Below are 23,170 nucleotides of genomic sequence, written 5' to 3' on the forward strand. Positions count from 1 at the left end.
GGCCATATATGAAACTAAAAAAATCTCCCCTACTCTTACTTATACTAACATTCATATTTGTAATTACAGGGCTTGGGTTTACTTACTTCAAACAAAATAAAACGACCCCATCAAAACATAATGTGACAAAAGAAAACTGGTTAAATGCCCCTTACTTACGTTGGTCGTACACACACATGAAAGAATTCACTTTAGTTAATGACGTAAAAAACAATCCTGACCAAATTGCTCACTTCCCTTCCGCATTGCAAAACTTAGACGATTTTGCTGTGGAGCGTAGATTCGGAAATACAACTCCTCTAAAAAAACTTTTAGATGATAACAAAACAGATGCTTTTGTCGTTGTACATAATGGACAACTTGTTTACGAACGATATTTCAATGGGTATAAACAGAATGAACCTCATGGTATGGCGTCATTAGCAAAAGTCTTTACCGGGGCAATTATACAATCTCTCGCTGAAGAGAATCGTATCGATTTAGAGAAAACAGCTGACACTTACATAAAAGAATTAAAAAACACACCGTTCGGTAATGCCACACTTCAGCAATTAATGGACATGCAAGTTTCAGCTGAATATCCTACTCATGGATATGAGCAACCTGGGCTAGAAAATCAAGATGCACAATTATATTTAGCTAGCAATATTTTACCCCGCGGCAAAAATTACGACGGTCCGATGAAAATTTATGATATGTTACGGGAAGCCGAAGAAACTGCACCGCCTGGTTCTTCCTTTTCTTACAATAACGGATCAACAGAAACGCTCGCTTGGATTATTAGAACTATTACTGGTAAATCACTAGCTGAAAATGTAAGCGAACGAATTTGGTCTCAAATTGGTATGGAAGAAAACGCGTATTACGTTACAGATGAAACAAAAGTAGAACAAGCTAGTGCTGGATTAAATGCAACTGCTAGAGATATGGCGAGATTCGGGCAATTACTATTAAACAATGGGGAATATAACGGAAAACACATTCTCCCTTCTTCTATTACAGAAAGTGTAAAAAATGTCCAAGAAGGTGAACTTGCAATTGGCCCTGGAGCTTCCATTTCTTATCATAATCAATGGTGGATTCCGCACAATGAACAAGGTGCTTTTGAAGTGTTAGGTAGTTACGGACAAACACTTTACATCGATCCGAAAGCAAATATGGTAATCGTTCATTTCTCTTCTAACGCAACGCCAAGTAATGAAATACATTCGACTTACTCAAATATGTATATTGATATTGCACATCATTTAGAAAAGCTTCCACAGTAGTGGAAGCAGGAGTTTAAACCTTGCACAGTTATGACTATTTAATTGAACACTCGATCTGTTGTGCTAAAACGTCAATATAGTAAAAAAGGATCTCTCTTGATAAAGAGAGATCTTTTTTTTTTACTTCTTCTTCTTTTCTGTCGGTTGGCTTTGTTTAGCGAAATTAGATGAATCATCGAAATTCGGTTGCTTTTTACCTGCATTATTACTTCTACCTTTTCCCATATGTAATGCACCTCCCCTCATCCTTACTATTCCCAATAAAAAACTCCTCTTGCATTCAGGAAAAAATTTTTATTGTCGCTTATTAATAATGTCCAACAGTTCTCGTAGTACTTCCAACACTCTCGGTTCTGCCATACCATATTGTATACTTTCAACCATATTGTTAATGGTGATCATCATGCTGAGCTTGATAAAGAACAGCTTGTGGATAAAAAAAACGTACATTCCATACATGTGAAAGAAGTTTTAGTGGTATTTTGACTCATCCAAGCATATAAAGTAACTAAATACTTACTTGGTACCTATCTGTTTGTTGCACAAAACCAACATCCCTAGTAATCTCTCGTAAGGTATTTAGAGATAACAATCTTTAAAATTCTTGAGCAAATAATTGTAATTCATCAGATACAAGAATAGACATAAAAAAAACGCTATCCTTTCCTATATATTTACAGAAAGAATAGGTTTTTCATTTTAATGGTATTACTTGATAGTAATGGCATTCCTATTAAAGCTAATATACAAATAACATCAATAAACTTGTAACTATGCCGACCCAAATGCAAAGAATGAAACAATAACCCATAATGTCTTTAATTTTCAATCCCAGCACACCTAAAAGAGGTAATGCCCAGAACGGCTGAATCAAATTTGTCCATGCGTCCCCCCAACCTACCGCCATAGCGATAGTAGCCGGATCTACACCTAACTTCAATCCTGCCGGGACCTGCAGTGGTCCTTGTAAAGCCCATTGCCCCCCGCCAGATGGCGCCAATAAGTTTACCAACCCCGCTGACCAATATGTAAATATATCAAATGTATCCTTTGACGCAATGGATGCCATCCATTCAATGATTGAGCTTCCCAAACCTGAACTACCTAAAACAGCAATAATCCCTGCATAAAATGGAAACTGTAAGATAATTGGAGAAATGGATTGCGCAGATTCTTTGAATCCTTGTGCAAAGTTACCAAGAGAACCATGTAGGAGCAAACCAAGTGACAAGAAAAACAAATTAATGATATTTAAATCTAAACTATGACCGTTCATGAATTCATAAACACAATACAACGTGCCGATTGCGCCTAATACTATTCCTAAAACTGGTGTCCATTCCAGTTTTTCCGCAGGAGTTAAACTCTTTTGAGGAGGTTTTACAAAAGAATTTGTATCAGTTTCGATTGCTTTATAGCTGATAATCCCACTTTTGGGAGCCATAAGTACAATAATAATTGGCATCGTGATGAATAGAGTGAAAAAAATAATTAAAGTAGAGTAACTAAAGATTGTTTGTGAGGTAGGAATAATTCCAATCATATCTACAAGAAAATGATCCTTTGTGGCAATTGTCAGGCCAATAGAACTGGAGAGACCTGCGCTATATAAGGCTGTCGGAGCATAAGCAGCTGCTACAAGTAATGGAAAATGTGCATTCGGATTCTTTTTTGCTACTTCCTTTGCAATGATAGCTCCCACAACTACGGCTAGTCCCCAATTGATATAGTATGCAATTGCACTGATTAAAAATGTCATCGTATAGGCCTTTTGAGGTGTATCGGCTAACTTTGCAACAGACTGCAAGCCTCTATTAATAAACGGGACAGAAGCTAGCGTCATCCCTGTAACCATTAGCAATACCATTTGCATTGTAAACGTTAAATAAGTCCAAAACCCATCCCCCCAAGATTTTACGATTTTGTACGGATTTGAGGGATTCATCAACAAAGCTATAATGAAAGTAAATAAAGTGAGCAGCACTGCAATAACAAAGGCATCCGGGAAATATTTCTGAGACCATCTCGAAAATATATTTGCACATCGTGTAAGCAACGATTCTTTCTTTCCTGGTTCTGAATTTGTCTCCATTAAGGAATGTTTCATAAATATTCTCCTTTCTAAATTTTAATAAGGTAAATATAAATAACATTCCACAAAAGAAAATAAAATCCTTTTGCACTTGCTGCATATCAATCAACTAGATCAATATTCAAATACCGTTACTTTCAACCTTTCTGGGCATTACCAGCATTAGCGATAGCTGGTTTAGGTGCTCGTGACATTATGGGATTTTGTGTTGTGAACTTACTATATGCGGGTTTTATCATTAGTCTATGTTTCTTATTTATTTAAACGAAAAGCTAGTTTTATACTAGCTTTTTTACATAATAAATCACTTATTTCCCACGCAATTTATAATCTTCTCCCACTCTGACTCCGTAAGATGTAATGACTCAAATAAAAAAAAATCTTCGCAAATTTTTCCGATCAGGTGTGGATGTTCCCTCAAAAAATTCCACTGTAACGCTTTAGGAAGAAAATATGTTTCATATTCTTTACTTCCCCGTACTACCTCATCTACTTCTCTTTCACAAATTCCTCTTATTAAATACTCATTTCTTAACTCTATTTGAATTTGCTGAAATGTTTCGCTGCATTTTTTCAATTGAAGTAAACACGTAACATACTTCCGAAAAAGTTCGCCATCATACTGAACACAGTTTATAATACGGTCGACTTCATTCATAATGTACGAGCCTTTTCTTCTATTTGTAATAACCATTTTTCACGCTTTGATACTTTACTCGTTTTCACAGATTGAAACACTGAACGTTTTATATCGCGAATGCCACAAAAACGTAAAACACCTCTCTTCATCATAATCCAATCTGCTGATCGATATAATAGTGCGACGTACCATAACGGTGAATCTAGCGTATTAATCACCCACGCCTTCTTACCTTTCAATAAGCCTTTCGGCAGAGCCCCTTCATATTTATAAGCAAATCCAGCTACGAAAATACGATCAATAAATCCTTTTAAAATTGCTGGCATCCCCCACCACCATATTGGATAGATGAATAGAAGTGTATCTGCTTCTTCTACTAACGTTCTGTACCGAGCTGTTTCCTCTTCATTTACTAAATCACGTCTTTTCTTCTCTTCATTGAATACGAGGACTGGATCAAATTGTTCTTTGTATAAATCAAGTACGGTAACTGAATGATTTGTTTCCTGTAGTCCTTTTTGCACATGATTGAAAATCGCCGCATTAAAACTTGAAGGACTAGGATGAGCGTATACAATGAGTACATTCACTACAAAACAACTCCCTTTATAAGTTAAAGTTTCCCCTTCTTTAACATCTTCTCTACAATTTGCACGTTTTTCGAACTTTGTAATAAACGATTTAATACTGTGAGTAACTCTTCCTTTTCTAAATCTTTCAGTTTCTCTTTCACCTTACTCTCACCGGCATCTTGCATATCATAAACGACCGCCGCCATATGCTTACAATAATTTTCATAGGGACACTCACAATTACTTTCTGAAAAATCTTCGAGATCGATGACCACTTCATAATTCCCTGCATTTCCAGTTACAAATGCAAATACTTTATTATCATGTATTTCAACATCTTCTACATGTCCATCTTCATAATATTCATATCCTCTATCAATAATATATTTCGGGATATGCCTATATAGTTCTTTTATTAAATAAGCATACATAACAACACCTCTTCCTTTAATTCCCTTTTGACTTCAAAAATCCTGCATGTTATTCTAATTACTGTTAAGTAGCAAGTCTACGTGACAAAACGACTGACACCTATTCGGCGAAGGTGTCTCTTTTCATTTGCAGCCGATATGAATTGCCTCTTTCAGGCACATTCAATTTTTGACACTACACACTCAACACCATTCCCTGTATCAGGCTGCTTTAGCAGTCTTTTACTCTACATACTCCGTTATTTTAAGAAAAAAAGAGAGCTTAGCTCCCTTTTCTCGCCTTATACAATACCCCTTTTTCAGCATAGAGATATTCATCAGCTAATGTAATTTTCCCATCCAGTTTTAGTTCGTCTAATAATCTTGATAAATAAAATTGATGCAACATCTTTTTCGTGAATTTTCCTTCATGATGCGAAACGATATGTTCTTGAATATCTAACAATGATATCGGCTTATCTTGCTCTATCATATATTCATAAACTGTACTACGCAGTTTTACGTATTTTTCGAGTGTCACAGTAATGCGCAACCCCTTTCTTCTTAATATAAATTTTCGTAATCGGTTTTTTTGCAATAAAAAAACCTCTCCGATAAGAAGAAGTTACGTATATATCTTCGTCTTATCTCCCAGAACAAATATGTTCTGCTGGAATTAGCACCTGCATCGCGGTTGCTGGGTTTCATCGGGCCAGTCCCTCCACCTCTCTGGATAAGAAAATATTCACTTAATTCTTACTATACGTAATTCCACTTTAATTGTCAAACAAATATAATAAATATAACAAATTATATTTTCTTCCTTACTGTTCATACTACCCATATACGAACATGCAAGGAGGATTATGAAATGCATCAAAATGCTCGCGGATATGTACAAGATTCTTTTCAATCATTACAAGAAGCTAAAAATTGTTTAGAAGAAGCGCTCGAAACAGTTGAAAAAGATTTTAATCGCGCTCGTATTGAACAATCACTTTATGCTGTTGAACAAGCTATTCAACGTTGCGAGTACACCGTTCACATTTTAGAAAAAGATTAAAAACTTCCCATCAATTGATGGGAAGTTTTTTCAAATGGCATACTTCATAATTATTGCCGTTATGATTAAAAAATATACAGAATTAGCAATTTCTAAAATTCCTACTTTTATAATAGAAATTTTTTTGCCATACAACACAATTGCTCGAATGACACTTGGTATAAAAATAAGAGAACACCACGGATTAATCACAAATATGATTATCGTTAATACGATATGATATCCCCAAGATATAAGACGATACTTCGGGTTATTTTTTTCACGAATCATCGTTTTCACATAGAACGTACTACCTAAAAAGTATAAAAATGAAATAAGCGCAATGAATAATGCTGTATGATCGATTTGCTTCATTGAAAAGGAATAACTAATTAACCCACCGATACAAAACACAATAATCGCACAAATATCATTTAATAGTGCTCTTTCATTTTTTTGACGAGCGTAATACATATTCACTATAAATAATGGAATCATTACTATTACGAATAAAAGAATTCGCCACTCATATAATAAAGAAATCATCCCAAATAGGAACGCAATGCTGAAATAAACAATGGCAACTTGTAAAAACTCTTTTTTTCGTCTTTGCTTTATGTACGTAAGAAATGGGTACGTAGCTAAATAGATAAAGAACCACGCTAAAAACAATGGAATATGATAAATAGTAGGTTTCCCAAGTATGACACTTAATAAAAAAGGAATAACAAGCATGGCCCATGCACCATGTTGCTTCGGAATAACTAACTTCATTAACTATACACCTCCCTTTTGAAAAAAGTTCTCACCTACAATTATACAAATAATTTTATATAATAGCGGATGCATATTGAATCGATTTTTTGACAAAAAAATGCTCCTTACATTATGTAAGAAGCATGAAAGAGGCAAACGAATATGTAAGTCGCGACCCTACCTTATATGAGTATGCTTTTCTATGTCACGTTATGCTCATCTAATATACCGTATTTCTTTTTAAATCTTGTAAGAATCGTAATCCATGAAGTACTAAATAGTAATAAGAAAATAACATTCGAAATCGCATGGCTCAAATCAAAGTAAAAACTTGCGATATAATACGAAATGACAGTTTCCCATGTTGCTTCTCGTATAAAACCGAGAAGGCCCCAGAAATTCATAATCCAGCCAAATAAAAAGCCAACAATTACTCCGTAAAGAAGTCTCCCCCATAGCTTTTTCATAAAAAATGTATTACGAAGTAAACCTGCTATAAAACCAATCATGCCCCACGAAAACATTTGCCACGGTGTCCATGGACCTTGTCCTAAAAAAATATTAGATACGATTGCTGCTGTAGCACCAATCATAAAACCAGTTTCACTTCCAAATACAATTGCAGAAACGATAATGACAAAAGAAGTTGGTTGTACACTTGGTAAAATAGAAAATGGCACCCGGCTTACTGCTGCAATTGCCGCTAATACAGCAACGAGAACAATTTCACGTGAAACAAACGCCTTTCTTTCAAAACGGATATAGAAAGGTAACATAATAACCGCTAATAGAAACAAACTACTTAACATGTAATAACCGTCCATGACAAGTGTCGTAAAGAGTAATGTGCCGATTATTACTGCAAAGATACATATTATGAATGCAACATATCGTTTGGACAAGCTTCGTACACATCCTCCCACGTTAATGCATATGGCAATTCTTTTCGAATGAATCGATTAATAGATGTTGTATAAAAGAAGTTGCCGCTAAAAAATTCTTTCGGTGCATCATTCATAATGACTGTTCCATCAAATAACATCATACATTGATCCACGTATTTCGCTGCAAACTCAATATCATGCGTTGCCATTACAATTGTTGTACCTTCTTTTTGCAGCTTCCTAAATAGTTCTCCTACTCTTTCTTTCTTCCATGGATCCAATCCCTTTGTCGGTTCATCAAGTAATAATATCGTTGGCTTTGATAATAACGTCGTACATAACGCAAGTAATTGTTGCTCTCCTCCGCTACAATCATGCGGATGGCGTTCTTTAAGCGAGTACAACCAAAACTGTTTTAGCGTATCTTCTGCTATTTCTTTTCCTTGTTCTCCATATAATTCACGCGCACGTTCATAAACCTCGTCCCATACTGTATCAAATGTAAAATGGTAATACGGATGCTGCGATACATACCCAATACTTTTAAACCGTTCTTTCGAATCGATTTTATGTACCACTTTTCCGTTCCACTTTACTTTTCCTCTTCTCGCTTTTTGTAATCCTGCTAAAATCGTTAACAGTGTAGTCTTACCTGTACCGTTCTTCCCAACGAGCGCTACCCATTTTCCTTTTTCAATCGAAACTGATAAATCACGTAAAATAAGCGGACTATTTTTTTCATATTGGAACGAAATATGCTCTGCGCTTAAAATTACCTCTTGCTTTTCACTTTGTGCTATTGGGTCATTTACATATGATATCGCTGCAAAATCATTCATTTTCATTTGCGCCTCTCGCACTGTAAACGGGATATCTCTCACATTCCACTCTAAAAATAGCCTTGGAATTTGCGGAATAAATGGACGGAATGTTTCTACTCCCCACATATCCGTAATAACAATTTTAGGACTACCATCATACATAATACGGCCATTATCCATACAAACAACGCGTGTTGCAAGCGGGATAACTTCATCTAAACGATGTTCACTTAAAATAATCGTAATTCCAAGTTCTTCATTAATCCGTTTTAATAATCCTAAAAACTCTTTTGCAGCGATTGGATCTAACTGCGCTGTCGGTTCATCTAATAATAGCAATTTCGGCTGCATAACTAATACCGCAGCTAAATTGACAAGCTGCTTCTGCCCACCAGATAACGTGTGAACAGATTGATGCAATAAATCTTGAAATCCTAAAAAGCTAATAAGCTCTGCTATTCTTTTTTGAATAATATGTGATGGTAATCCGATATTTTCTAAAGAAAATGCTAATTCTTGAATCACTGTATCCATAACAATCTGGTTTTCTGGGTTTTGAAATACCATCCCAATTTCTTGGGCAGATAACAAATCAGCTACTTCCTCTATTAAAACACCCTCATAAAATATCTCTCCAGAACGCGTACCAATTGGAAGTAACTCCTTTTTAAAATGTTTTAATAACGTCGTCTTCCCAGATCCCGATCCTCCAGCAAGTGCAATAAACTCACCTTTTTGAACAGAAAGAGAAATATGCTGTAACGCTTTTTTATTTTCATCAGCATATACAAATGATAAATTGTTTATTTCTGCATGCGCCACCATATCCATTCCCTTCCTTCCATCATAATTGGTAAACTAATAAACAGTGTAAATAATACAAACATCATTCCATCGTATTGCTGGAATAAAATAGATTCGACTTTCGGATAAATAATCAATTTCCCTCCGCCATAATTACTACATACAATAGCAGCTATAAATAAAATGATTAAATAACTGAGCGTATACCAATCACGCCTTTCCATTCTATAGCGAATATACGTCGTACGCTTCGTTACACCAAATCCACGAGCTTGCATAGAATCTGCCGTCTGCAGTGCATCTTCTAATGAACAAATTAATAATACTTGCAGCAATTGCATACCATTTTTGACGCGTTCTATTATCGAACCTGAATCTACCTGCACACCTTTCGTTTTTTGGACGAGTGTTATTTTCTGTAATCTTCTAATAAACAAAGGAACAAATCTCACTGTAATCATCGTTAACAATGCAACTTTCGGTGAAATTCTTGAAAACAAATATAAAAATTTATGACTGGAAATAATATCATTGTATGACGCAAACGTAAACATAACTGCAACTAGTAATAACCCCATTACTATTCCAAACATAATCGCCTCAAGCTTAATACGGCTATCACCTAACCAAAATAACGTAGTTCGACCTCTATGCGTTAATAAAGAATTAAATAAAATCACCATAAAAAAGAAAACAATTGTGCTCGGTAACATCTTTCTTATCTTTTCGCTATTTCCTTGCATCACATTTAACATAATAATTAATACTATTGCTCCAATTAAAAAAAGAGGATGAAGACACATCGTACATAGTATCATCACCCCGATATAATAGAAAAAATTCACAAAAGGATGTAAAGAAGAAAAACTTATTTTCATAGCCCTTTACCGAATGCCTTTCTTATTGTAATACGTATACCCACTCAATTGTATCTCCTGGTTTTACCGTAGCTACACCAGCACTATGGTTTGGAAAAGCACCGTTCACACGATATTTCCATCCACTAGTATCCGCAATATCTTTTTCATATAAATCATTAATACCTTTTACATAAATACTATCTCTAGATCCGCTTGCATCAACATCTAATCCTGTACGTTGTAATACTTTATACACAGTATCGCCATCTTGTACATCCATCTTTTTCGCACCCATTATATATCCGTTATTTCCTTTTACCGAGATTGTTACTTGTTTTGCTTGTGGTTTCGGTACTGGTACTGGATCTGTTTTTGGTGGTTCAGGTTTTGGTACTGCCGGAGCCGGTATCGTTTTCTCCGCTTTATTCGGATCAACTTTTTGCTCCTGCTTCGGTGTTTCTTTCGGCTGATTCACAACCTTTGCTTCTTCTTTTACTTCTGGTGCTTTCGGTTGTTGTTTCTCTTCTTGTGCTTGTTGCTGCTCTGGTTGCTTATTTACAGCCGGCTGTTCTTTCGGTTGTTCCTGTTGTTTCTCTTCTTTCTTTACCTCTGGTTGTGCCTGCGGCTTTTCCTCTTTCGCCTTCTCTTCTACTTTTTGTTCTTGTTTCTCTTTCTGCTCTTCTTGCTGCTTTTGCTCTGATTCAGCTTGCTTTTCTTCTGTTTTTTCTTCCGGCTTCGCTTCATCTTTTTGTACTTCTTGTTTCGCTACCTCTTCTTGCTTCGGTTCTACCTTCTTCTCAGGCTTTACAGCTGCCTCTTCACATCCGGCAAGTAGCCCGAGCGAAAGCAGTAAAGAAATGAACCATTTCACCTTACTCATCCTATCTCTCACCTTTCATACGAAAATTAGGAGCAAATAATTGCTCCTAATTTTTTGTTAAGCTGCTTTACGTCTCCATAATACATATGCAGAAGCAATACATAATACACCCATACCTACTTCTGTTGCTGGACTATGAGAAGATGCTCCTGTTTTTGGTAGACTGTTACCGTTTCCGATTTTTTTATTCTTAACCGGTTCGTTATCTACAACTACTTTTAGATTTTCATCTTTTGTTTCTTGTTGTACTTGTTTTTGTTCTTTCGGTTCTTCAGTAACTTCTTTTTCTACTACATTATTTTCTGGTTCAACGACCTTTTCTGGCTCTTCAATCGGTTTTGGCTTAATTACATCACCAGCGTCTACATTAGACCAATCATAAATAGATTTTCCCATTTCCTTAAATTGAAGTAATGCTAAAAGAGCCTGTTCTGTAGCCATTCCGTTACCATTTTGATCACTTGGTAACCATTTAAATTCACCATTTGAAAGTTGATATGATAATAGGTTTTGCATTGCCTTATGAAGACGATTTTGATCTACATCTTTAACAAGAGATAATCCAATAATTGCTTGCGCAGTACTATTTGAATTTTCTTGTCCATCAGCTGAAAAACCGCCATTTTGCAGCTGTTCGTTATATAAATACGCAATAGCTTTTTGTATAGCTGGTTTCACATCTGATCGCTCTTGATAAGGAGCTAATGCTGATAAAACCATACCTGTTACATCAACACTACTAGCACTATCTTTACTACCTGAACTATTATAAGTCCATCCACCGTCTGTATGCTGATTATTTAACAGTGCTTCCACTAGAGCAACTCTGTTCCATTTTGATTCAACTGGAATCTCATACTTCTTCGTATCAAATGCAAGTAAAGCAAATGCATAACCTGTAACAGAATTCACTTTATCTGACTCATACAATTTTTGAACTAAATTATGTCCACCTACATTTTTAGGGTCTGCACTCATTGCATTCATCATAATAATTGTTCTAGCTAAATCTGTCGCTGAAAAACGATTAATGCGCTTTTCTACTTTTTCAGTTACTGACTTAACATAATTTAATTTTGCCTCAATTGGCACATTCTTTCCAGAACGAGAAAGCGCTACAGCTACCCAGTCACTTTCAATTCCATCTTGTAACATTTTTTCAGATGTTTTTGAGATTGCTTCCTCTAATTGCTTCGCTGGAATTTGAACATTCTCTTGCTTTGGTTGTTCTGGTTTTTTACTATCTTGGTCACCTTGGTTTTTCCCATCTGGCGTTTTACCGTCTTGGTCACCTTGGTTTTTCCCATCTGGCGTTTTACCGTCTTGGTCACCCTGGTTTTTCCCATCTGGCGTTTTACCGTCTTGGTCACCCTGGTTTTTCCCATCTGGCGTTTTATCATCTTGACCTTCTGATTTTGGTTCTTCTGTTTTGCCACCGTTAGTTTCTTCTGTTTTACACGTTCCGAACTTATCTAACGTTTCTTTCAATGTTTCCTGGCTCATATTGCTCCAGTCTGAAACAAAACGGAATACAACCACATCACCAGACTCTAATTTATAACTATCTGCCCCAACTTGTGCAGATGTATCATTTACATCGTATGTCCAACCACTTGTAGCCCCGGCCATTAAACCATCGATTCCTTTTACATATGTTCCAAACGACATCGTTTCAGATTCTACTTTGTCCCCCATGACCTTTTGCAGCAAACTTAAAGCTGTTTCCCCATCTTTAATTTGCTCTTCTTTCGGACATAACATAATGCCCTTTTGTGATTCCCCAATAATTGCAAGTTTTGCTGTATTTCCTTCAGCAAACGTAATATGTACTGTATTCGCAAAAGAAACAAATACAAGTGTCACTGCCATTAACGACGTAAGCAGCCACTTTTTCAACATTGCCATCCCAAAATTTCCTCCCTTACTACCATTTACACAAAAAAAGGCCCTTCAAGGGCGTGCGATTGACACTCTCTTTTTGTAAGTGTCGAACAAAAATGTACAACACCTCCTACCCGCATCATTCGCGGCTATATTTGTATAGGAAAAATAATTTTGTTCATGAACGTATCATTGTGATAACATTCACTTTTCTAGGCACAACTTACTTCCATTTAAGTTATCGTAAAACGATAAACCTATACATTCTGTAAATTTTAAATTTCTGTATTATTTTACTATTGACAAAGAATTTTGTCCATGCTTTATCGGATTTATTTTCTAAGAATAATAACTTATTAACTCTTAACGATGTAAACTCTTTTCACTAATAATGACGCCATCTTCATCCGCATAGACATATTCATTTGGATTCCAATCCACTTGTCCAAAGTGCAATGAAATATTTCGTTCTCCTTTTCCTTCTTTCACACTTCTATTTGGCATCGTTCCTAACGCTAAAATACCAATATTAATATTCTTTAGTTCACTAGAATCACGAACATACCCATTCACAATAATTCCTGCTAGCTTTCTTTCTTCCGCAATAGCTGCCAAATTATCACCAAGTAACGCACAATTCGTAGACGCTCCTCCATCAACAACTAATACTGTTCCTTCTGGTAATGTTTGCAATCCTTCCTTCACTAGTACATTATCATCTTTCACTTTTACAGTTGCAATTTTCCCGTGGAATTGTTCTTTCTTCCCAAAAGACCGAAAAGACTGGCGACATATTTGTAATTCCTTTTCAAATTCATCACATAGATCAGTAGTTTTCCACATCTTGTTCCCTCTTTTCCTTTTTCTTTCTACATAACATATTCTTGGCTTATTATCGTTTCCCTGTCTAATATTGCAATAATTTGTACGTGCGGGAAAAGGATACAAAAACTATTGCCTTAAGAAGCTACCTTTATTATAATCTATTTCACAGATTAAATTCAGAATATTAAAAATTAACCAAGTGAAGAAGGAGGGATTTTATGCAAATACAAACTGAGGCAAAAAAACAACCTAGTAAACCAAAGTTTAAAATGCCTGATGCGTACGTACTGCTATTTTTTATTGCCTTACTTTGCGCCATTGCTACTTATTTCGTTCCTGCTGGAGAATTTAAAAGGGTTACAAACGGGACCGTTACAACGACAATACCAGGTAGCTACCATTCTGTTCCGCAATCACCTGTAGGATTTGTTTCTTTTTTTACCGCTATTGAAAAAGGAATGACACTTGCTGCTCCTATTATCTTTCTAATTTTATTTACAGGTGGAGCCATTGCAATTCTTGAAAAGACAGGTGCCCTTGACGGTTTAATCTATCATGTTATTAACAAATTTCGTAATCAGCAATTACTTTTCATATGTATTGTCGCCGCACTCTTTTCCATTCTCGGAACGACTGGCATTATCGTTAACTCAGTTATCGGCTTTATCCCTATCGGCATCATCGTTGCCCGCACATTAAAATGGGACGCTATCGTTGGCGTAGCAATTATTTATTTAGGCACTTATGCTGGTTTTAATGCTACTATTTTATCCCCCTCACCTTTAGGCATTTCACAAAAGATCGCAGAACTTCCGATGTTTTCGGGAATTGGTTTACGCACAGCAATTTATATATCTTTTTTACTTGCTACCATTCTATATATAAATTGGTATGTAAAGCGCTTGAAAAAATCGAATAAAGGAAGCATCCTTGGCGACAACTGGTTTCCAAGTAACGCTCTTTCAAGCGAAAAAGAAGCAGAGAAAAAGGAAGTTCCTTGGACGATACGTCATAAATTAATTTTACTCGTTTCAGCTTTATCATTAATTGCATTTTTAATAGGCGCTTTTCGTCTGCATTGGACGGACGCAGAAATGACCGCTACTTTTATTTTCATAGCAATTACAGCCGGAATAATAGGTGGCATGAAAGCAAACGATATCGCTTCTACTTTTCTAACTGGCTGCCAAAACCTTATCTATGGTGCTTTAATTGTCGGAATGGCTCGCTGTATTTCAGTCATTTTAGAACAAGGCAAATTACTTGATACTATCGTTAACCAGCTCGCACAGTCTCTTGAAGGACAAAGCCCTGTATTTGGCGTTATCGGTATGTACGTAAGTAGTGCTGCATTACATTTCCTTATTTCATCCGGGACAGGAGAATCGGTTATTTTTATTCCGATATTAGCTCCATTAGCTGATTTCATGCACATTACACGCCAAGTTACAGTACAGGCTGTTATGCTCGGAGAAGGTGTAGTAAACTGCTTAAATCCAACTTCCGGTGTTTTAATGGGCGTTCTCGCAGCAAGCGGGATTTCTTATGGAAAATGGATTCGTTTCATGGCTCCACTTGCACTCATTTGGTTTATCATTGGACTTGTTTTTCTTATTGTTGGGGTGAATATTGAGTGGGGACCTTACTAAATACTTAACTAGATAAATAAGTACTATCGTTCCATATAAATATCTATTCTATTTCCCTCACTAGTCCTATAAAAATCATTTATTCTAGTAAAAATATAAGAAGGGATTGATCATAATGATCAATCCCTTTTATCAAAATATAATACCTTTAAAAATCTTAGTTCCAGATTTTATTTACCCATTCTGGATGATCAATAAAGGGGTTGCGGTTATGTTGATATTTTGTAAAAATCACTTCATTACGCTTTCGCTCTAAATCATCGACCGGGTCTTGTTCATTCCATTTTAATAAGACAGATAGTTTCCCCATGTATGGATCTTTATTGTTATTCACTTTTTCATTTAGTTCTAAATCTATTTCGCCGTTGTCTCCCTCGTAACGAACAGCCATATAAAACAGCATTCTAGCAATATCTCCTTTTACACTATCACGAGGTTCCCAAGAATCACTATCATATTTACATTCTGTCGCTTCAGAATGATTTACACCACCGTTATCAAAATCTAGATTTCCACGTGAACTATTTACAGATACATCCGTCGCTCTTAAATGATGTAGATCTGTTCCAGGTCCTGCAGTCGTTCCAAAGTCACCGTGAGATTTTGCCCAAACATGCTCTCGGTTCCAGTTATTTACTCCTGATCCATTCGTAAGTTTCCCTTGCGAACGACCAGTATATAAGAGTATCACATTATTTTTATTATTTGGATCTTCATCAGTATCTCTTAACGCGTCCCAAACCGCACTGTATGATAACTTTGTATGATTATCAATAATATTATGCAATTCCTTCTTTAATTCTAACCCCGTTTTTCCTATTGCGTTATTATAATATGTATCGTCATAATTTTTTACAATAATCTCCTGTGCTGATGCAGGAACCACTTCACCGTGTATAGTATCTGTGAATGATAGAGATGCAGAACCTAAAATAAAAAATGAAGATAGTGTAACCATAGCAATCTTTGTATTTCGAAACTTCATATACCCATTCCCCTTTAAAATATAATTTAAAGCTATTAACTAAAAAGTGCTTTCTAACCCCCGAAACCTTTTAGAAACCCATTCCCCTTTTCTGTTTATTTAATACAAGACTCTATCCAGTCTGTATCACTTCTAAACTTTTTGTTTATTCACATTCCAAACAATTTCACTTTTTACAAGGAATATCCTTTTCTTATAAAGATTATTAACATATTCTTTACAACTAAAAAGTAGTTTAATATTAACTTATAAATTTAAATTTATTTATGCAATAATGCATATTTGATAATTTGTTCAAAAGCATTTAAAGAAAACTGTGCTCAAATATATAAAATTTAATATAGAAATTAAAAATCCGATGCTAATATGAATTCTTTTCTCTACAAATAAAAAAAGAATGTGTCTCACACATCCCTTTTTTCATTCCCATTTGTAAAAGGATTCTAAATCCCTTCAAGTCTCACTATTTACTTCGTTACCTCACCAAACTGCGCTCTCGTCACTTTCGCCAAGTCATCTACTTTAAGCTCAATTTGTATACCAATTTTCCCGCCACTTACTATCATCGTTTCAAGTGATTGGGCACTTTCATCAATACATGTAGAAAATAACTTCTTCATTCCGACTGGTGAACAACCACCACGAATATATCCTGACACTTTCGTAATATCTTTAACAGGAATCATTTCAATTTTCTTTTCACTTACTGCTTTTGCGGCAGCTTTTAAATTCAGTTCCTCATCTACCGGAATAATAAACACATGATAATTTTTACTATTTCCTTGAGCGATTAGCGTTTTATATACTTCTCTCACTTCTCGTCCAATTTTCTCGGCTACTGATACGCCATCAATTTTCCCATCATCTGGATCATATGACATCATCGAATATTCAATTTTTTCTTTATCTAATATTCGCATCGCATTTGTTTTATCTTTTTTCATAGTGATCTCCTTAAAAGGTTATTTCATATTATTAAGTTTTATTATACACCCTTTTCCATTTCTCCTACATAACTTCACGTATATTTCAAAACTAAAAATATTGATAATTCAAAAATCATCTGATATAATTTGGAAAAACTTACGTTAAGGAGAGATTTGCAATGCTAAATTTTAATACTTCTTTCCAACTTCATCATCATACGTAACGCCGTGTATCCGAAGAAAAATTTTTCTTCGTGGGTACAGGGCTTTTCCTGTTGACCCACGAAGCGTCCATAAAGCTATGTGGGTATTTTTATACCTGCATAGCTTTTTTTAATTTGAAAAAGGAGTGATTATGATGGAAATGAGAAATGTAAAGGGAACGAAAGACTATTTACCAGAGGAGCAAGTGCTGCGAAATAAAATTAAAAGAGCATGTGAGGATACGTTTGAACGTTATGGCTGTAAACCGTTAGAGACACCAACGTTAAATATGTATGAGCTTATGTCATACAAGTACGGCGGTGGTGATGAAATATTAAAAGAAATATATACACTTCAGGATCAAGGAAAACGCGAACTTGCCCTACGATACGATTTGACAATTCCATTCGCAAAAGTCGTGGCGATGAATCCAAATATTCGCCTCCCTTTTAAACGGTATGAAATTGGGAAAGTATTTCGAGATGGCCCTATTAAACAAGGAAGATTTCGTGAATTTATACAATGCGACGTTGATATAGTTGGTGTTGAGTCTGTCATGGCAGAAGCTGAGCTTATGAGTATGGCGTTTGAGCTGTTCCAAACGTTAAACTTAGAAGTAACGATCCAATATAATAACCGAAAATTATTAAACGGTATTCTCGAGTCTATTAACATCCCTACTGAGTTAACAAGTGACGTCATTTTATCATTAGATAAAATCGAAAAGATTGGGATTGATGGTGTACGAAAAGATGTATTAGAGCGCGGAATTTCTGAAGAAATGGCTGATACGATATGTAATACCGTATTATCTTGTCTAAAGCTTACTATCGCTGACTTTAAAGAAGCTTTCAATAATCCACTCGTTGCCGATGGAGTAAACGAACTACAACAATTACAGCAATATTTAATCGCCCTTGGAATAAATGAAAATACGATATTCAACCCGTTTTTAGCGCGAGGACTCACAATGTATACAGGTACTGTATATGAAATCTTTTTAAAAGATAGATCGATTACATCTAGCATCGGTAGCGGCGGCCGTTACGATAACATTATCGGAGCATTCCGTGGTGATAATATGAACTATCCAACAGTCGGTATTTCATTCGGTTTAGACGTTATTTATACAGCACTATCGCAGAAAGAAACAATCTCATCTACAGCGGATCTATTTATCATCCCACTCGGGACAGAGTTACAATGCTTACAAATTGCCCAGCAATTACGTTCTACCACTTCCTTAAAAGTCGAACTAGAACTAGCAGGACGCAAATTAAAACGTGCCCTTAATTATGCCAATAAAGAGAATATCCCTTATGTGCTTATTATTGGGGAAGACGAACTTAGTACAAACACTGTTGTGTTGCGGAATATGAAGGAAGGTAGTGAGGTGAAGGTTCCGATTTCTTCTTTAAGTAATTATTTATAATACGAACCACCCTCCTTTGGGTGGTTTTTCTATTTTATAGATACCTAACAATTAGTTTACATAAAATTATTATAATCTATTAAAAATACAAATAAACAATATCCAATTACCTATTATTTTTGGTAATATATAGATACGAATTGTTTTAGGAGGATTAACTTTGAAAACCTACATTCAAGCACTAAAGTGGACTACAGGGATCTATCATCTTTTATTACTTCCTTGTTATTATGTATTTCCAAGTCTTGTTAACCTATATGGGATACCTTTACTACTATTGATTGTTTTACATATCAATACTATTTTATTAGCTAAAAAAGAAGGCATGAATACGTCCCCTCATTATATCGGTATTATCGTTACTCTAGTTGCCTTTTTCCCTTATATAGAAATCGTTCTACATATGATAGCAGCCATTTTCCTTTTATTAGATGCTGCTTCTACGAATGCAAAAGAAGTGTATGATTCATAGATGGATAAAATGAAACTTTCATCCATTAAGTTTTGAAATAGGTCAGCAAAAAGGATTTACTTTTTAAGTAAATCCTTTTTTAAATTCCCCTCCTTACTCCAGAATAATAAAAGAATATTCTGTTTAACTTTTATAAATTTCTAAATATTTATAAAACATTCAAATTAACATACATTTTAGTTATGTAAAAAATCTAAGTTTTAAGGAGATGAATCCATGCTGAAAAAGTTGGTAGCAGGTGCATTATTAACTGTTTCGTCGTTAACTGGAGGACTGGGATCAGTATCAGCTAGTACCGAAAAAGATTATACGATTTCCTCTTTCGAATATGTAACTGTAGATGAAAAGACTGTTGATTCGTTTAACAAATTGAGTGCTCCATCAAAGGAAGACATAAAAATAACGTTAGTTCTACCGAAACAAAATCAAAATGGAGACTGGTTATCTTATGGATTTTCGAGCAAAGAAAGTTTAGAGTCTTTTATTGAAAAAGATAAACAAAGGTTGAATCATTCAATCACTCCCCTTGGTGTTGGAGGAAGCGGACCTGGTAGTACAGACTTCTATAAACTCACAAATCAAGGTAGCGAGTATTTTTCTCTAAGTAGCGGTTATAAAAACTTGTCTGCTAGTTGGCAAAATCAAATTGTTTCTGTACGTACAGCAGCTCCTACTGCTAGCTATTCAACAACACTATGGGAACGTACTTCAACTGACGGATATGGAAAAGGTGTTGTTTTTAAACATGCTGATTGGTATGGTCAAACTGCAAACTTAAATAACTTTCCAACTTCAGCAGTTGAAGTTAAAAAGTAAAAAACATAGATATAAAAGGTGTTTTCACGTATGGAAACACCTTTTATTTCTACAACTATTTCACATAACTCGTCTATACCAATTTCAACTCTTAACTATTATTTTTCGTATTCCTACTCTCCAAAACTTTCTCCATATTATGAGTTGCCCATTCCATCATTAATAGAATCACTGGACGTAGTGATTCACCAAGCTCAGTTAACGAATATTCAACTTTAGGTGGCACTTCACGGTATACTTCACGATGTATAATGCCATCAGCTTCAAGTTCTCTCAGCTGCAGTGTTAACATTCTTTGTGTGATATTTGGTTTTAATCTTTTTAATTCATTAAACCGCTTTGTACCATCTAATAAATGATACAAAATTACCCCTTTCCATTTCCCTCCAATCACCTCAACCATAGCTTCAACTGGACAAGAATATTTATTTAAAAATGGATAATTTATATTATTTTCGTTTGGACAATCCATAATAAATCCCTTCCCTTAACATTAGTATCTTTTTTGATACTATACCACATAAATGTGCGTACTTGTATCTATGTTACTTTAAAAATATAATTTACTTACAAAAATAAATTCATGAAAAGAGGAACTTTTATGACAAATACAAACGAAATTACAAAAGAAAAGATTATGGAGGCTTTTCATTTCAGACATGCATGTAAAGAATTCGATCCTATGCACAAAATTTCAGAAGAGGATTTTAAATTTATTTTAGAAACAGGCAGATTATCTCCTTCTTCTTTTGGATATGAGCCTTGGAAATTTATTGTCGTACAAAATAAAGAATTAAGAGAAAAACTACAACCGTATTCATGGGGCGCTGGTGGGCAACTTGCAACAGCTAGTCATTTTGTTATTGTTCTTTCAAGAAACATTAAAGATATGCATTATGATGCAGAGTATATTAAATATATGATGAACGATATTATTGGATTGCCTGAAGACACTCAAAAAATTAGATATGAATTCTTCAAAAAGTTCCAGGAAACAGATTTTAACTTATTACAATCCGATCGTGCTGTATTTGATTGGGCATCCAAGCAATCTTATATCGCTTTAGGTAATATGATGACGAGCGCAGCTCAAATCGGTATTGATTCTTGTCCAATAGAAGGATTTGATAAAGAGGAAGTAGATTCTTTACTTCGTCAAGAAGGCATTATACAAGGCGATAATCTTGAAGTATCAGTTATGGTTGCCTTTGGTTACCGTAAAGAAGAGCCAAAGCGTGATAAAACAAGACAGACTATGGATACAATTGTTGAATGGATTAAGTAATATAGCACAGACAAATAATGCTCCTAATAGCTGTATACTCATACTAAAGAAGAATGAATTGTTTTCTTACGTATGAATTTGGTTTTTCATGGAAAGATATGTTAGTATGTATACAGTTTGAGTGCTCTATTTTTTAGAGTCGAACAGGAGGAGAATGAATATGTCTGATATTGAAGTTGGCGAAGTGTTTACTCTTAGTGATGAGAATAACGAAGAGCAAGAAGTAGAAGTACTTGGAGCGATGGATGTCGAAGGTGCAGAATATATTGCAGTTGCCTTTGTTGAAGATATCCAAACAGAAACTGAGGAAGACATTGATATTTTCTTTTTAAAAGTAGAAGAAGATAATGAGTTTTCATACATTGAAAATGATGAAGAGTTTGATAAAGTATCTGCTGCGTTTGAAAAGATTTTGGATGAGCAAGAGCAAGAATAGTATGAATGAAAAACACGAGGGCGGATGCATATCCGCCCTCGTGTTTTTATTCATCACTCATTCAGTGATTTATGCAGTAACTCCAGTACATCTTTCATCGCAAAAGGTCCATCTTTTTTAACATGTTCCGCAAATTCTGAAACGAGACGTAATGTTCTCACACTTTCGATTGGATGTTCTCCTGATGCACTTTCAGCTGAAAGCATAACTGCATTCGTCCCGTCCAGTACAGCTTGAAACACATCAGTCACCTCTGCCCTTGTTGGAATAGAATGATCTACCATAGATTGAAGCATTTGTGTTGCTGTAATGACATATGTATTCGTTCGATTACATTCCTGAATCATCATTTTCTGTAAAAGCGGAATGCATTGATACGGTAACTCTACTCCTAAATCGCCCCTTGCAATCATAATTCCATCTGCTTCTTTACATATATCTTGAAAATTCTCGATTGCTTCCATCGTTTCTATTTTTGCAATTACATTAGGTGACGTTTCTTTATACTGTTGTATAAAATCTCGTATTTCTTTTATATGACTAGGTTTTCTTACGAAAGAACACGCGATAAAATCAACATTCTCCTCTAAAAGAAACTGAATATCTTTTTTATCTTTCTCTGTAATAGCTGGTAAACGAACAGCCGCATCTGGTAAATTAACTCCTTTATGAGATGAGATATTGCCACCTGTTTTTACCTTCGTTTCTATTTTGTCCGTACTTATCTTTTCAACAATTAATTCAACTTCTCCATCATTAATTAAAATTCTACTGCCTGCTTTCACATCATTCGCAATTCCTTCATAATCAACACTCGCTTCTGTATTACTCCCTGTAACTGGTTGTGTATGTAAAATAAAAGAATCTCCTGCCTGAAGTGTAATTTGCTCTCCCTTCACTTCACCTAATCTTATTTTAGGACCTTGTACATCACCCAAAAATTTAATAGAGTCATCTAATGATTTCACTAAACGAATGATGTCTTTATGACTTTCATGCGTGCCATGCGATAAATTCAGTCGAACAATTTTCATACCATTCTTTATTAACTGTGCTAATGTTTCTTTATTATTACTTGCGGGTCCAATTGTACAAATTCGATCGATTGTCATTTTTGTCACCATCCTTTTTTTAATAAGTTTCCCATATGAACTTAAAAATAACAGAGATTCTGACATGAATAGATTTAAATTTACATGAATTTCATAAAATTAAACCTGTATCCCTTGC

At 35.2% G+C, this 23,170-nt stretch carries 24 protein-coding genes, 1 pseudogene and 1 riboswitch; of the genes and pseudogenes, 9 read left to right on the top strand and 16 right to left on the bottom strand.

Annotated elements, in window-relative coordinates:
* The first annotated feature begins 8 nt into the window (after positions 1 to 8).
* Positions 9 to 1,268, top strand: a complete 1,260-nt coding sequence (locus ACTFSL_RS18860) for a serine hydrolase domain-containing protein (protein WP_440042203.1) — start codon at positions 9 to 11, stop codon at positions 1,266 to 1,268.
* A 739-nt stretch (positions 1,269 to 2,007) separates the two neighbouring features.
* Here ACTFSL_RS18860 and ACTFSL_RS18865 read toward each other — a convergent pair.
* Complete coding sequence (locus tag ACTFSL_RS18865; RefSeq protein WP_440042204.1) at positions 2,008 to 3,375, bottom strand: short-chain fatty acid transporter; 1,368 nt, start codon at positions 3,373 to 3,375, stop codon at positions 2,008 to 2,010.
* 123 nt (positions 3,376 to 3,498) lie between these two features.
* Here ACTFSL_RS18865 and ACTFSL_RS18870 point away from each other — a divergent pair.
* Positions 3,499 to 3,624 (top strand): annotated as a pseudogene (locus ACTFSL_RS18870) (TIGR00366 family protein); the annotation flags it as partial.
* A 40-nt stretch (positions 3,625 to 3,664) separates the two neighbouring features.
* Here ACTFSL_RS18870 and ACTFSL_RS18875 read toward each other — a convergent pair.
* The 4 genes from ACTFSL_RS18875 to ACTFSL_RS18890 form a co-directional block, all read right to left on the bottom strand.
* On the bottom strand, positions 3,665 to 4,018 hold the full coding sequence (locus ACTFSL_RS18875; protein WP_440042206.1) for a group-specific protein: 354 nt from the start codon (positions 4,016 to 4,018) through the stop codon (positions 3,665 to 3,667).
* Positions 4,015 to 4,590, bottom strand: coding sequence for an NAD(P)H-dependent oxidoreductase (locus tag ACTFSL_RS18880; RefSeq protein WP_440042207.1), 576 nt, complete (start codon positions 4,588 to 4,590; stop codon positions 4,015 to 4,017). Before ACTFSL_RS18880 ends, ACTFSL_RS18875 begins: the two co-directional genes overlap by 4 nt.
* Positions 4,591 to 4,613: 23 nt before the next feature.
* Entirely contained in the window at positions 4,614 to 5,003 is a 390-nt protein-coding gene (locus ACTFSL_RS18885) for an SWIM zinc finger family protein (protein WP_062923344.1), read from the bottom strand.
* 262 nt (positions 5,004 to 5,265) lie between these two features.
* Positions 5,266 to 5,523: a hypothetical protein gene (locus ACTFSL_RS18890; protein WP_000171476.1), complete on the bottom strand. Its 258-nt coding sequence runs from the start codon at positions 5,521 to 5,523 to the stop codon at positions 5,266 to 5,268.
* A gap of 100 nt (positions 5,524 to 5,623) precedes the next feature.
* Positions 5,624 to 5,722, bottom strand: a riboswitch (SAM riboswitch).
* Positions 5,723 to 5,853: 131 nt separating this feature from the next.
* Between ACTFSL_RS18890 and ACTFSL_RS18895 the strand changes: the two genes are divergently transcribed.
* Positions 5,854 to 6,045, top strand: coding sequence for a hypothetical protein (locus tag ACTFSL_RS18895; protein ID WP_000554032.1), 192 nt, complete (start codon positions 5,854 to 5,856; stop codon positions 6,043 to 6,045).
* Positions 6,046 to 6,075: 30 nt separating this feature from the next.
* Here ACTFSL_RS18895 and ACTFSL_RS18900 read toward each other — a convergent pair whose 3' ends face one another.
* The 7 genes from ACTFSL_RS18900 to rraA form a co-directional block, all read right to left on the bottom strand.
* On the bottom strand, positions 6,076 to 6,798 hold the full coding sequence (locus ACTFSL_RS18900) for a YwiC-like family protein (protein ID WP_000779988.1): 723 nt from the start codon (positions 6,796 to 6,798) through the stop codon (positions 6,076 to 6,078).
* Between the two features lie 182 nt (positions 6,799 to 6,980).
* Positions 6,981 to 7,682: an ECF transporter S component gene (locus tag ACTFSL_RS18905; protein WP_000044904.1), complete on the bottom strand. Its 702-nt coding sequence runs from the start codon at positions 7,680 to 7,682 to the stop codon at positions 6,981 to 6,983.
* Positions 7,655 to 9,316 carry an ABC transporter ATP-binding protein gene (locus tag ACTFSL_RS18910; protein ID WP_440042209.1) on the bottom strand — a complete coding sequence of 554 codons (1,662 nt, stop codon included), beginning with the start codon at positions 9,314 to 9,316 and terminating at the stop codon, positions 7,655 to 7,657. The genes ACTFSL_RS18905 and ACTFSL_RS18910 overlap by 28 nt, the downstream gene beginning before the upstream one ends.
* Positions 9,289 to 10,167, bottom strand: a complete 879-nt coding sequence (locus ACTFSL_RS18915; protein ID WP_135277548.1) for an energy-coupling factor transporter transmembrane component T — start codon at positions 10,165 to 10,167, stop codon at positions 9,289 to 9,291. Before ACTFSL_RS18915 ends, ACTFSL_RS18910 begins: the two co-directional genes overlap by 28 nt.
* Positions 10,168 to 10,189: 22 nt before the next feature.
* Positions 10,190 to 11,029: a DUF4430 domain-containing protein gene (locus tag ACTFSL_RS18920; RefSeq protein ID WP_135277550.1), complete on the bottom strand. Its 840-nt coding sequence runs from the start codon at positions 11,027 to 11,029 to the stop codon at positions 10,190 to 10,192.
* A 57-nt stretch (positions 11,030 to 11,086) separates the two neighbouring features.
* Positions 11,087 to 12,934 (bottom strand): DUF4430 domain-containing protein, encoded by a 1,848-nt coding sequence (locus ACTFSL_RS18925; protein WP_440042210.1) that lies wholly within the window; start codon positions 12,932 to 12,934, stop codon positions 11,087 to 11,089.
* Between the two features lie 339 nt (positions 12,935 to 13,273).
* The gene (rraA, locus tag ACTFSL_RS18930) at positions 13,274 to 13,753 is read right to left on the bottom strand and encodes a ribonuclease E activity regulator RraA (protein WP_000266037.1); all 480 of its coding nucleotides are present in this window, start codon (positions 13,751 to 13,753) and stop codon (positions 13,274 to 13,276) included.
* Between the two features lie 200 nt (positions 13,754 to 13,953).
* Here rraA and ACTFSL_RS18935 point away from each other — a divergent pair, with 200 nt between their 5' ends.
* On the top strand, positions 13,954 to 15,384 hold the full coding sequence (locus ACTFSL_RS18935) for a YfcC family protein (RefSeq protein WP_001166966.1): 1,431 nt from the start codon (positions 13,954 to 13,956) through the stop codon (positions 15,382 to 15,384).
* Between the two features lie 157 nt (positions 15,385 to 15,541).
* Here the strand turns inward: ACTFSL_RS18935 and ACTFSL_RS18940 are convergent, their stop codons facing one another.
* Together ACTFSL_RS18940 and ybaK are read right to left on the bottom strand one after the other, a co-directional pair.
* Positions 15,542 to 16,369, bottom strand: a complete 828-nt coding sequence (locus tag ACTFSL_RS18940) for an endonuclease I family protein (protein WP_000672192.1) — start codon at positions 16,367 to 16,369, stop codon at positions 15,542 to 15,544.
* 467 nt (positions 16,370 to 16,836) lie between these two features.
* Positions 16,837 to 17,313 carry a Cys-tRNA(Pro) deacylase gene (gene ybaK, locus ACTFSL_RS18945; RefSeq protein WP_000710860.1) on the bottom strand — a complete coding sequence of 159 codons (477 nt, stop codon included), beginning with the start codon at positions 17,311 to 17,313 and terminating at the stop codon, positions 16,837 to 16,839.
* 340 nt (positions 17,314 to 17,653) lie between these two features.
* Here ybaK and ACTFSL_RS18950 point away from each other — a divergent pair, with 340 nt between their 5' ends.
* The 3 genes from ACTFSL_RS18950 (at position 17,654) to ACTFSL_RS18960 (ending at position 20,219) form a co-directional block, all read left to right on the top strand.
* Positions 17,654 to 18,931 (top strand): histidine--tRNA ligase, encoded by a 1,278-nt coding sequence (locus ACTFSL_RS18950; protein WP_440042212.1) that lies wholly within the window; start codon positions 17,654 to 17,656, stop codon positions 18,929 to 18,931.
* Between the two features lie 160 nt (positions 18,932 to 19,091).
* Complete coding sequence (locus ACTFSL_RS18955; RefSeq protein WP_000860717.1) at positions 19,092 to 19,403, top strand: hypothetical protein; 312 nt, start codon at positions 19,092 to 19,094, stop codon at positions 19,401 to 19,403.
* A gap of 216 nt (positions 19,404 to 19,619) precedes the next feature.
* A complete protein-coding gene (locus ACTFSL_RS18960) occupies positions 19,620 to 20,219 on the top strand; it encodes a hypothetical protein (RefSeq protein WP_440042214.1) in 600 nt (199 codons plus the stop codon).
* Positions 20,220 to 20,310: 91 nt separating this feature from the next.
* Here ACTFSL_RS18960 and ACTFSL_RS18965 read toward each other — a convergent pair whose 3' ends face one another.
* On the bottom strand, positions 20,311 to 20,691 hold the full coding sequence (locus ACTFSL_RS18965) for a winged helix-turn-helix transcriptional regulator (RefSeq protein WP_000340581.1): 381 nt from the start codon (positions 20,689 to 20,691) through the stop codon (positions 20,311 to 20,313).
* A gap of 129 nt (positions 20,692 to 20,820) precedes the next feature.
* On the opposite strand from ACTFSL_RS18965, the gene ACTFSL_RS18970 reads away from it, so the two are divergent.
* Both ACTFSL_RS18970 and ACTFSL_RS18975 read left to right on the top strand, forming a co-directional pair.
* Positions 20,821 to 21,504, top strand: coding sequence for an NAD(P)H-dependent oxidoreductase (locus tag ACTFSL_RS18970; protein WP_000185712.1), 684 nt, complete (start codon positions 20,821 to 20,823; stop codon positions 21,502 to 21,504).
* Positions 21,505 to 21,658: 154 nt separating this feature from the next.
* Positions 21,659 to 21,940, top strand: a complete 282-nt coding sequence (locus tag ACTFSL_RS18975; RefSeq protein ID WP_002005464.1) for a DUF1292 domain-containing protein — start codon at positions 21,659 to 21,661, stop codon at positions 21,938 to 21,940.
* Between the two features lie 53 nt (positions 21,941 to 21,993).
* On the opposite strand, the gene ACTFSL_RS18980 is transcribed toward ACTFSL_RS18975, so the two are convergent.
* Entirely contained in the window at positions 21,994 to 23,052 is a 1,059-nt protein-coding gene (locus tag ACTFSL_RS18980) for a pyruvate kinase (protein WP_440042215.1), read from the bottom strand.
* Between the last annotated feature and the right edge of the window lie 118 nt (positions 23,053 to 23,170).

The organism is Bacillus cereus group sp. MYBK108-1, assembly GCF_051917185.1.
GTDB classification, from domain to species: domain Bacteria; phylum Bacillota; class Bacilli; order Bacillales; family Bacillaceae_G; genus Bacillus_A; species Bacillus_A cereus.

Bases quoted from the DNA above. Each gene is read 5' to 3' on its own strand.
- ACTFSL_RS18875 (WP_440042206.1), bottom strand. From the start codon at position 4,018: ATGAATGAAGTCGACCGTATTATAAACTGTGTTCAGTATGATGGCGAA.
- ACTFSL_RS18965 (WP_000340581.1), bottom strand. From the start codon at position 20,691: ATGGATTGTCCAAACGAAAATAATATAAATTATCCATTTTTAAATAAA.
- ACTFSL_RS18940 (WP_000672192.1), bottom strand. From the start codon at position 16,369: ATGAAGTTTCGAAATACAAAGATTGCTATGGTTACACTATCTTCATTT.
- ACTFSL_RS18865 (WP_440042204.1), bottom strand. From the start codon at position 3,375: ATGAAACATTCCTTAATGGAGACAAATTCAGAACCAGGAAAGAAAGAA.
- ACTFSL_RS18935 (WP_001166966.1), top strand. From the start codon at position 13,954: ATGCAAATACAAACTGAGGCAAAAAAACAACCTAGTAAACCAAAGTTT.
- ybaK (WP_000710860.1), bottom strand. From the start codon at position 17,313: ATGAAAAAAGATAAAACAAATGCGATGCGAATATTAGATAAAGAAAAA.
- ACTFSL_RS18895 (WP_000554032.1), top strand. From the start codon at position 5,854: ATGCATCAAAATGCTCGCGGATATGTACAAGATTCTTTTCAATCATTA.
- ACTFSL_RS18910 (WP_440042209.1), bottom strand. From the start codon at position 9,316: ATGGATATGGTGGCGCATGCAGAAATAAACAATTTATCATTTGTATAT.
- ACTFSL_RS18970 (WP_000185712.1), top strand. From the start codon at position 20,821: ATGACAAATACAAACGAAATTACAAAAGAAAAGATTATGGAGGCTTTT.
- ACTFSL_RS18950 (WP_440042212.1), top strand. From the start codon at position 17,654: ATGGAAATGAGAAATGTAAAGGGAACGAAAGACTATTTACCAGAGGAG.
- ACTFSL_RS18925 (WP_440042210.1), bottom strand. From the start codon at position 12,934: ATGGCAATGTTGAAAAAGTGGCTGCTTACGTCGTTAATGGCAGTGACA.
- ACTFSL_RS18900 (WP_000779988.1), bottom strand. From the start codon at position 6,798: ATGAAGTTAGTTATTCCGAAGCAACATGGTGCATGGGCCATGCTTGTT.
- ACTFSL_RS18975 (WP_002005464.1), top strand. From the start codon at position 21,659: ATGAATATGTCTGATATTGAAGTTGGCGAAGTGTTTACTCTTAGTGAT.
- ACTFSL_RS18980 (WP_440042215.1), bottom strand. From the start codon at position 23,052: ATGACAATCGATCGAATTTGTACAATTGGACCCGCAAGTAATAATAAA.
- rraA (WP_000266037.1), bottom strand. From the start codon at position 13,753: ATGTGGAAAACTACTGATCTATGTGATGAATTTGAAAAGGAATTACAA.
- ACTFSL_RS18960 (WP_440042214.1), top strand. From the start codon at position 19,620: ATGCTGAAAAAGTTGGTAGCAGGTGCATTATTAACTGTTTCGTCGTTA.
- ACTFSL_RS18915 (WP_135277548.1), bottom strand. From the start codon at position 10,167: ATGAAAATAAGTTTTTCTTCTTTACATCCTTTTGTGAATTTTTTCTAT.
- ACTFSL_RS18885 (WP_062923344.1), bottom strand. From the start codon at position 5,003: ATGTATGCTTATTTAATAAAAGAACTATATAGGCATATCCCGAAATAT.
- ACTFSL_RS18920 (WP_135277550.1), bottom strand. From the start codon at position 11,029: ATGAGTAAGGTGAAATGGTTCATTTCTTTACTGCTTTCGCTCGGGCTA.
- ACTFSL_RS18860 (WP_440042203.1), top strand. From the start codon at position 9: ATGAAACTAAAAAAATCTCCCCTACTCTTACTTATACTAACATTCATA.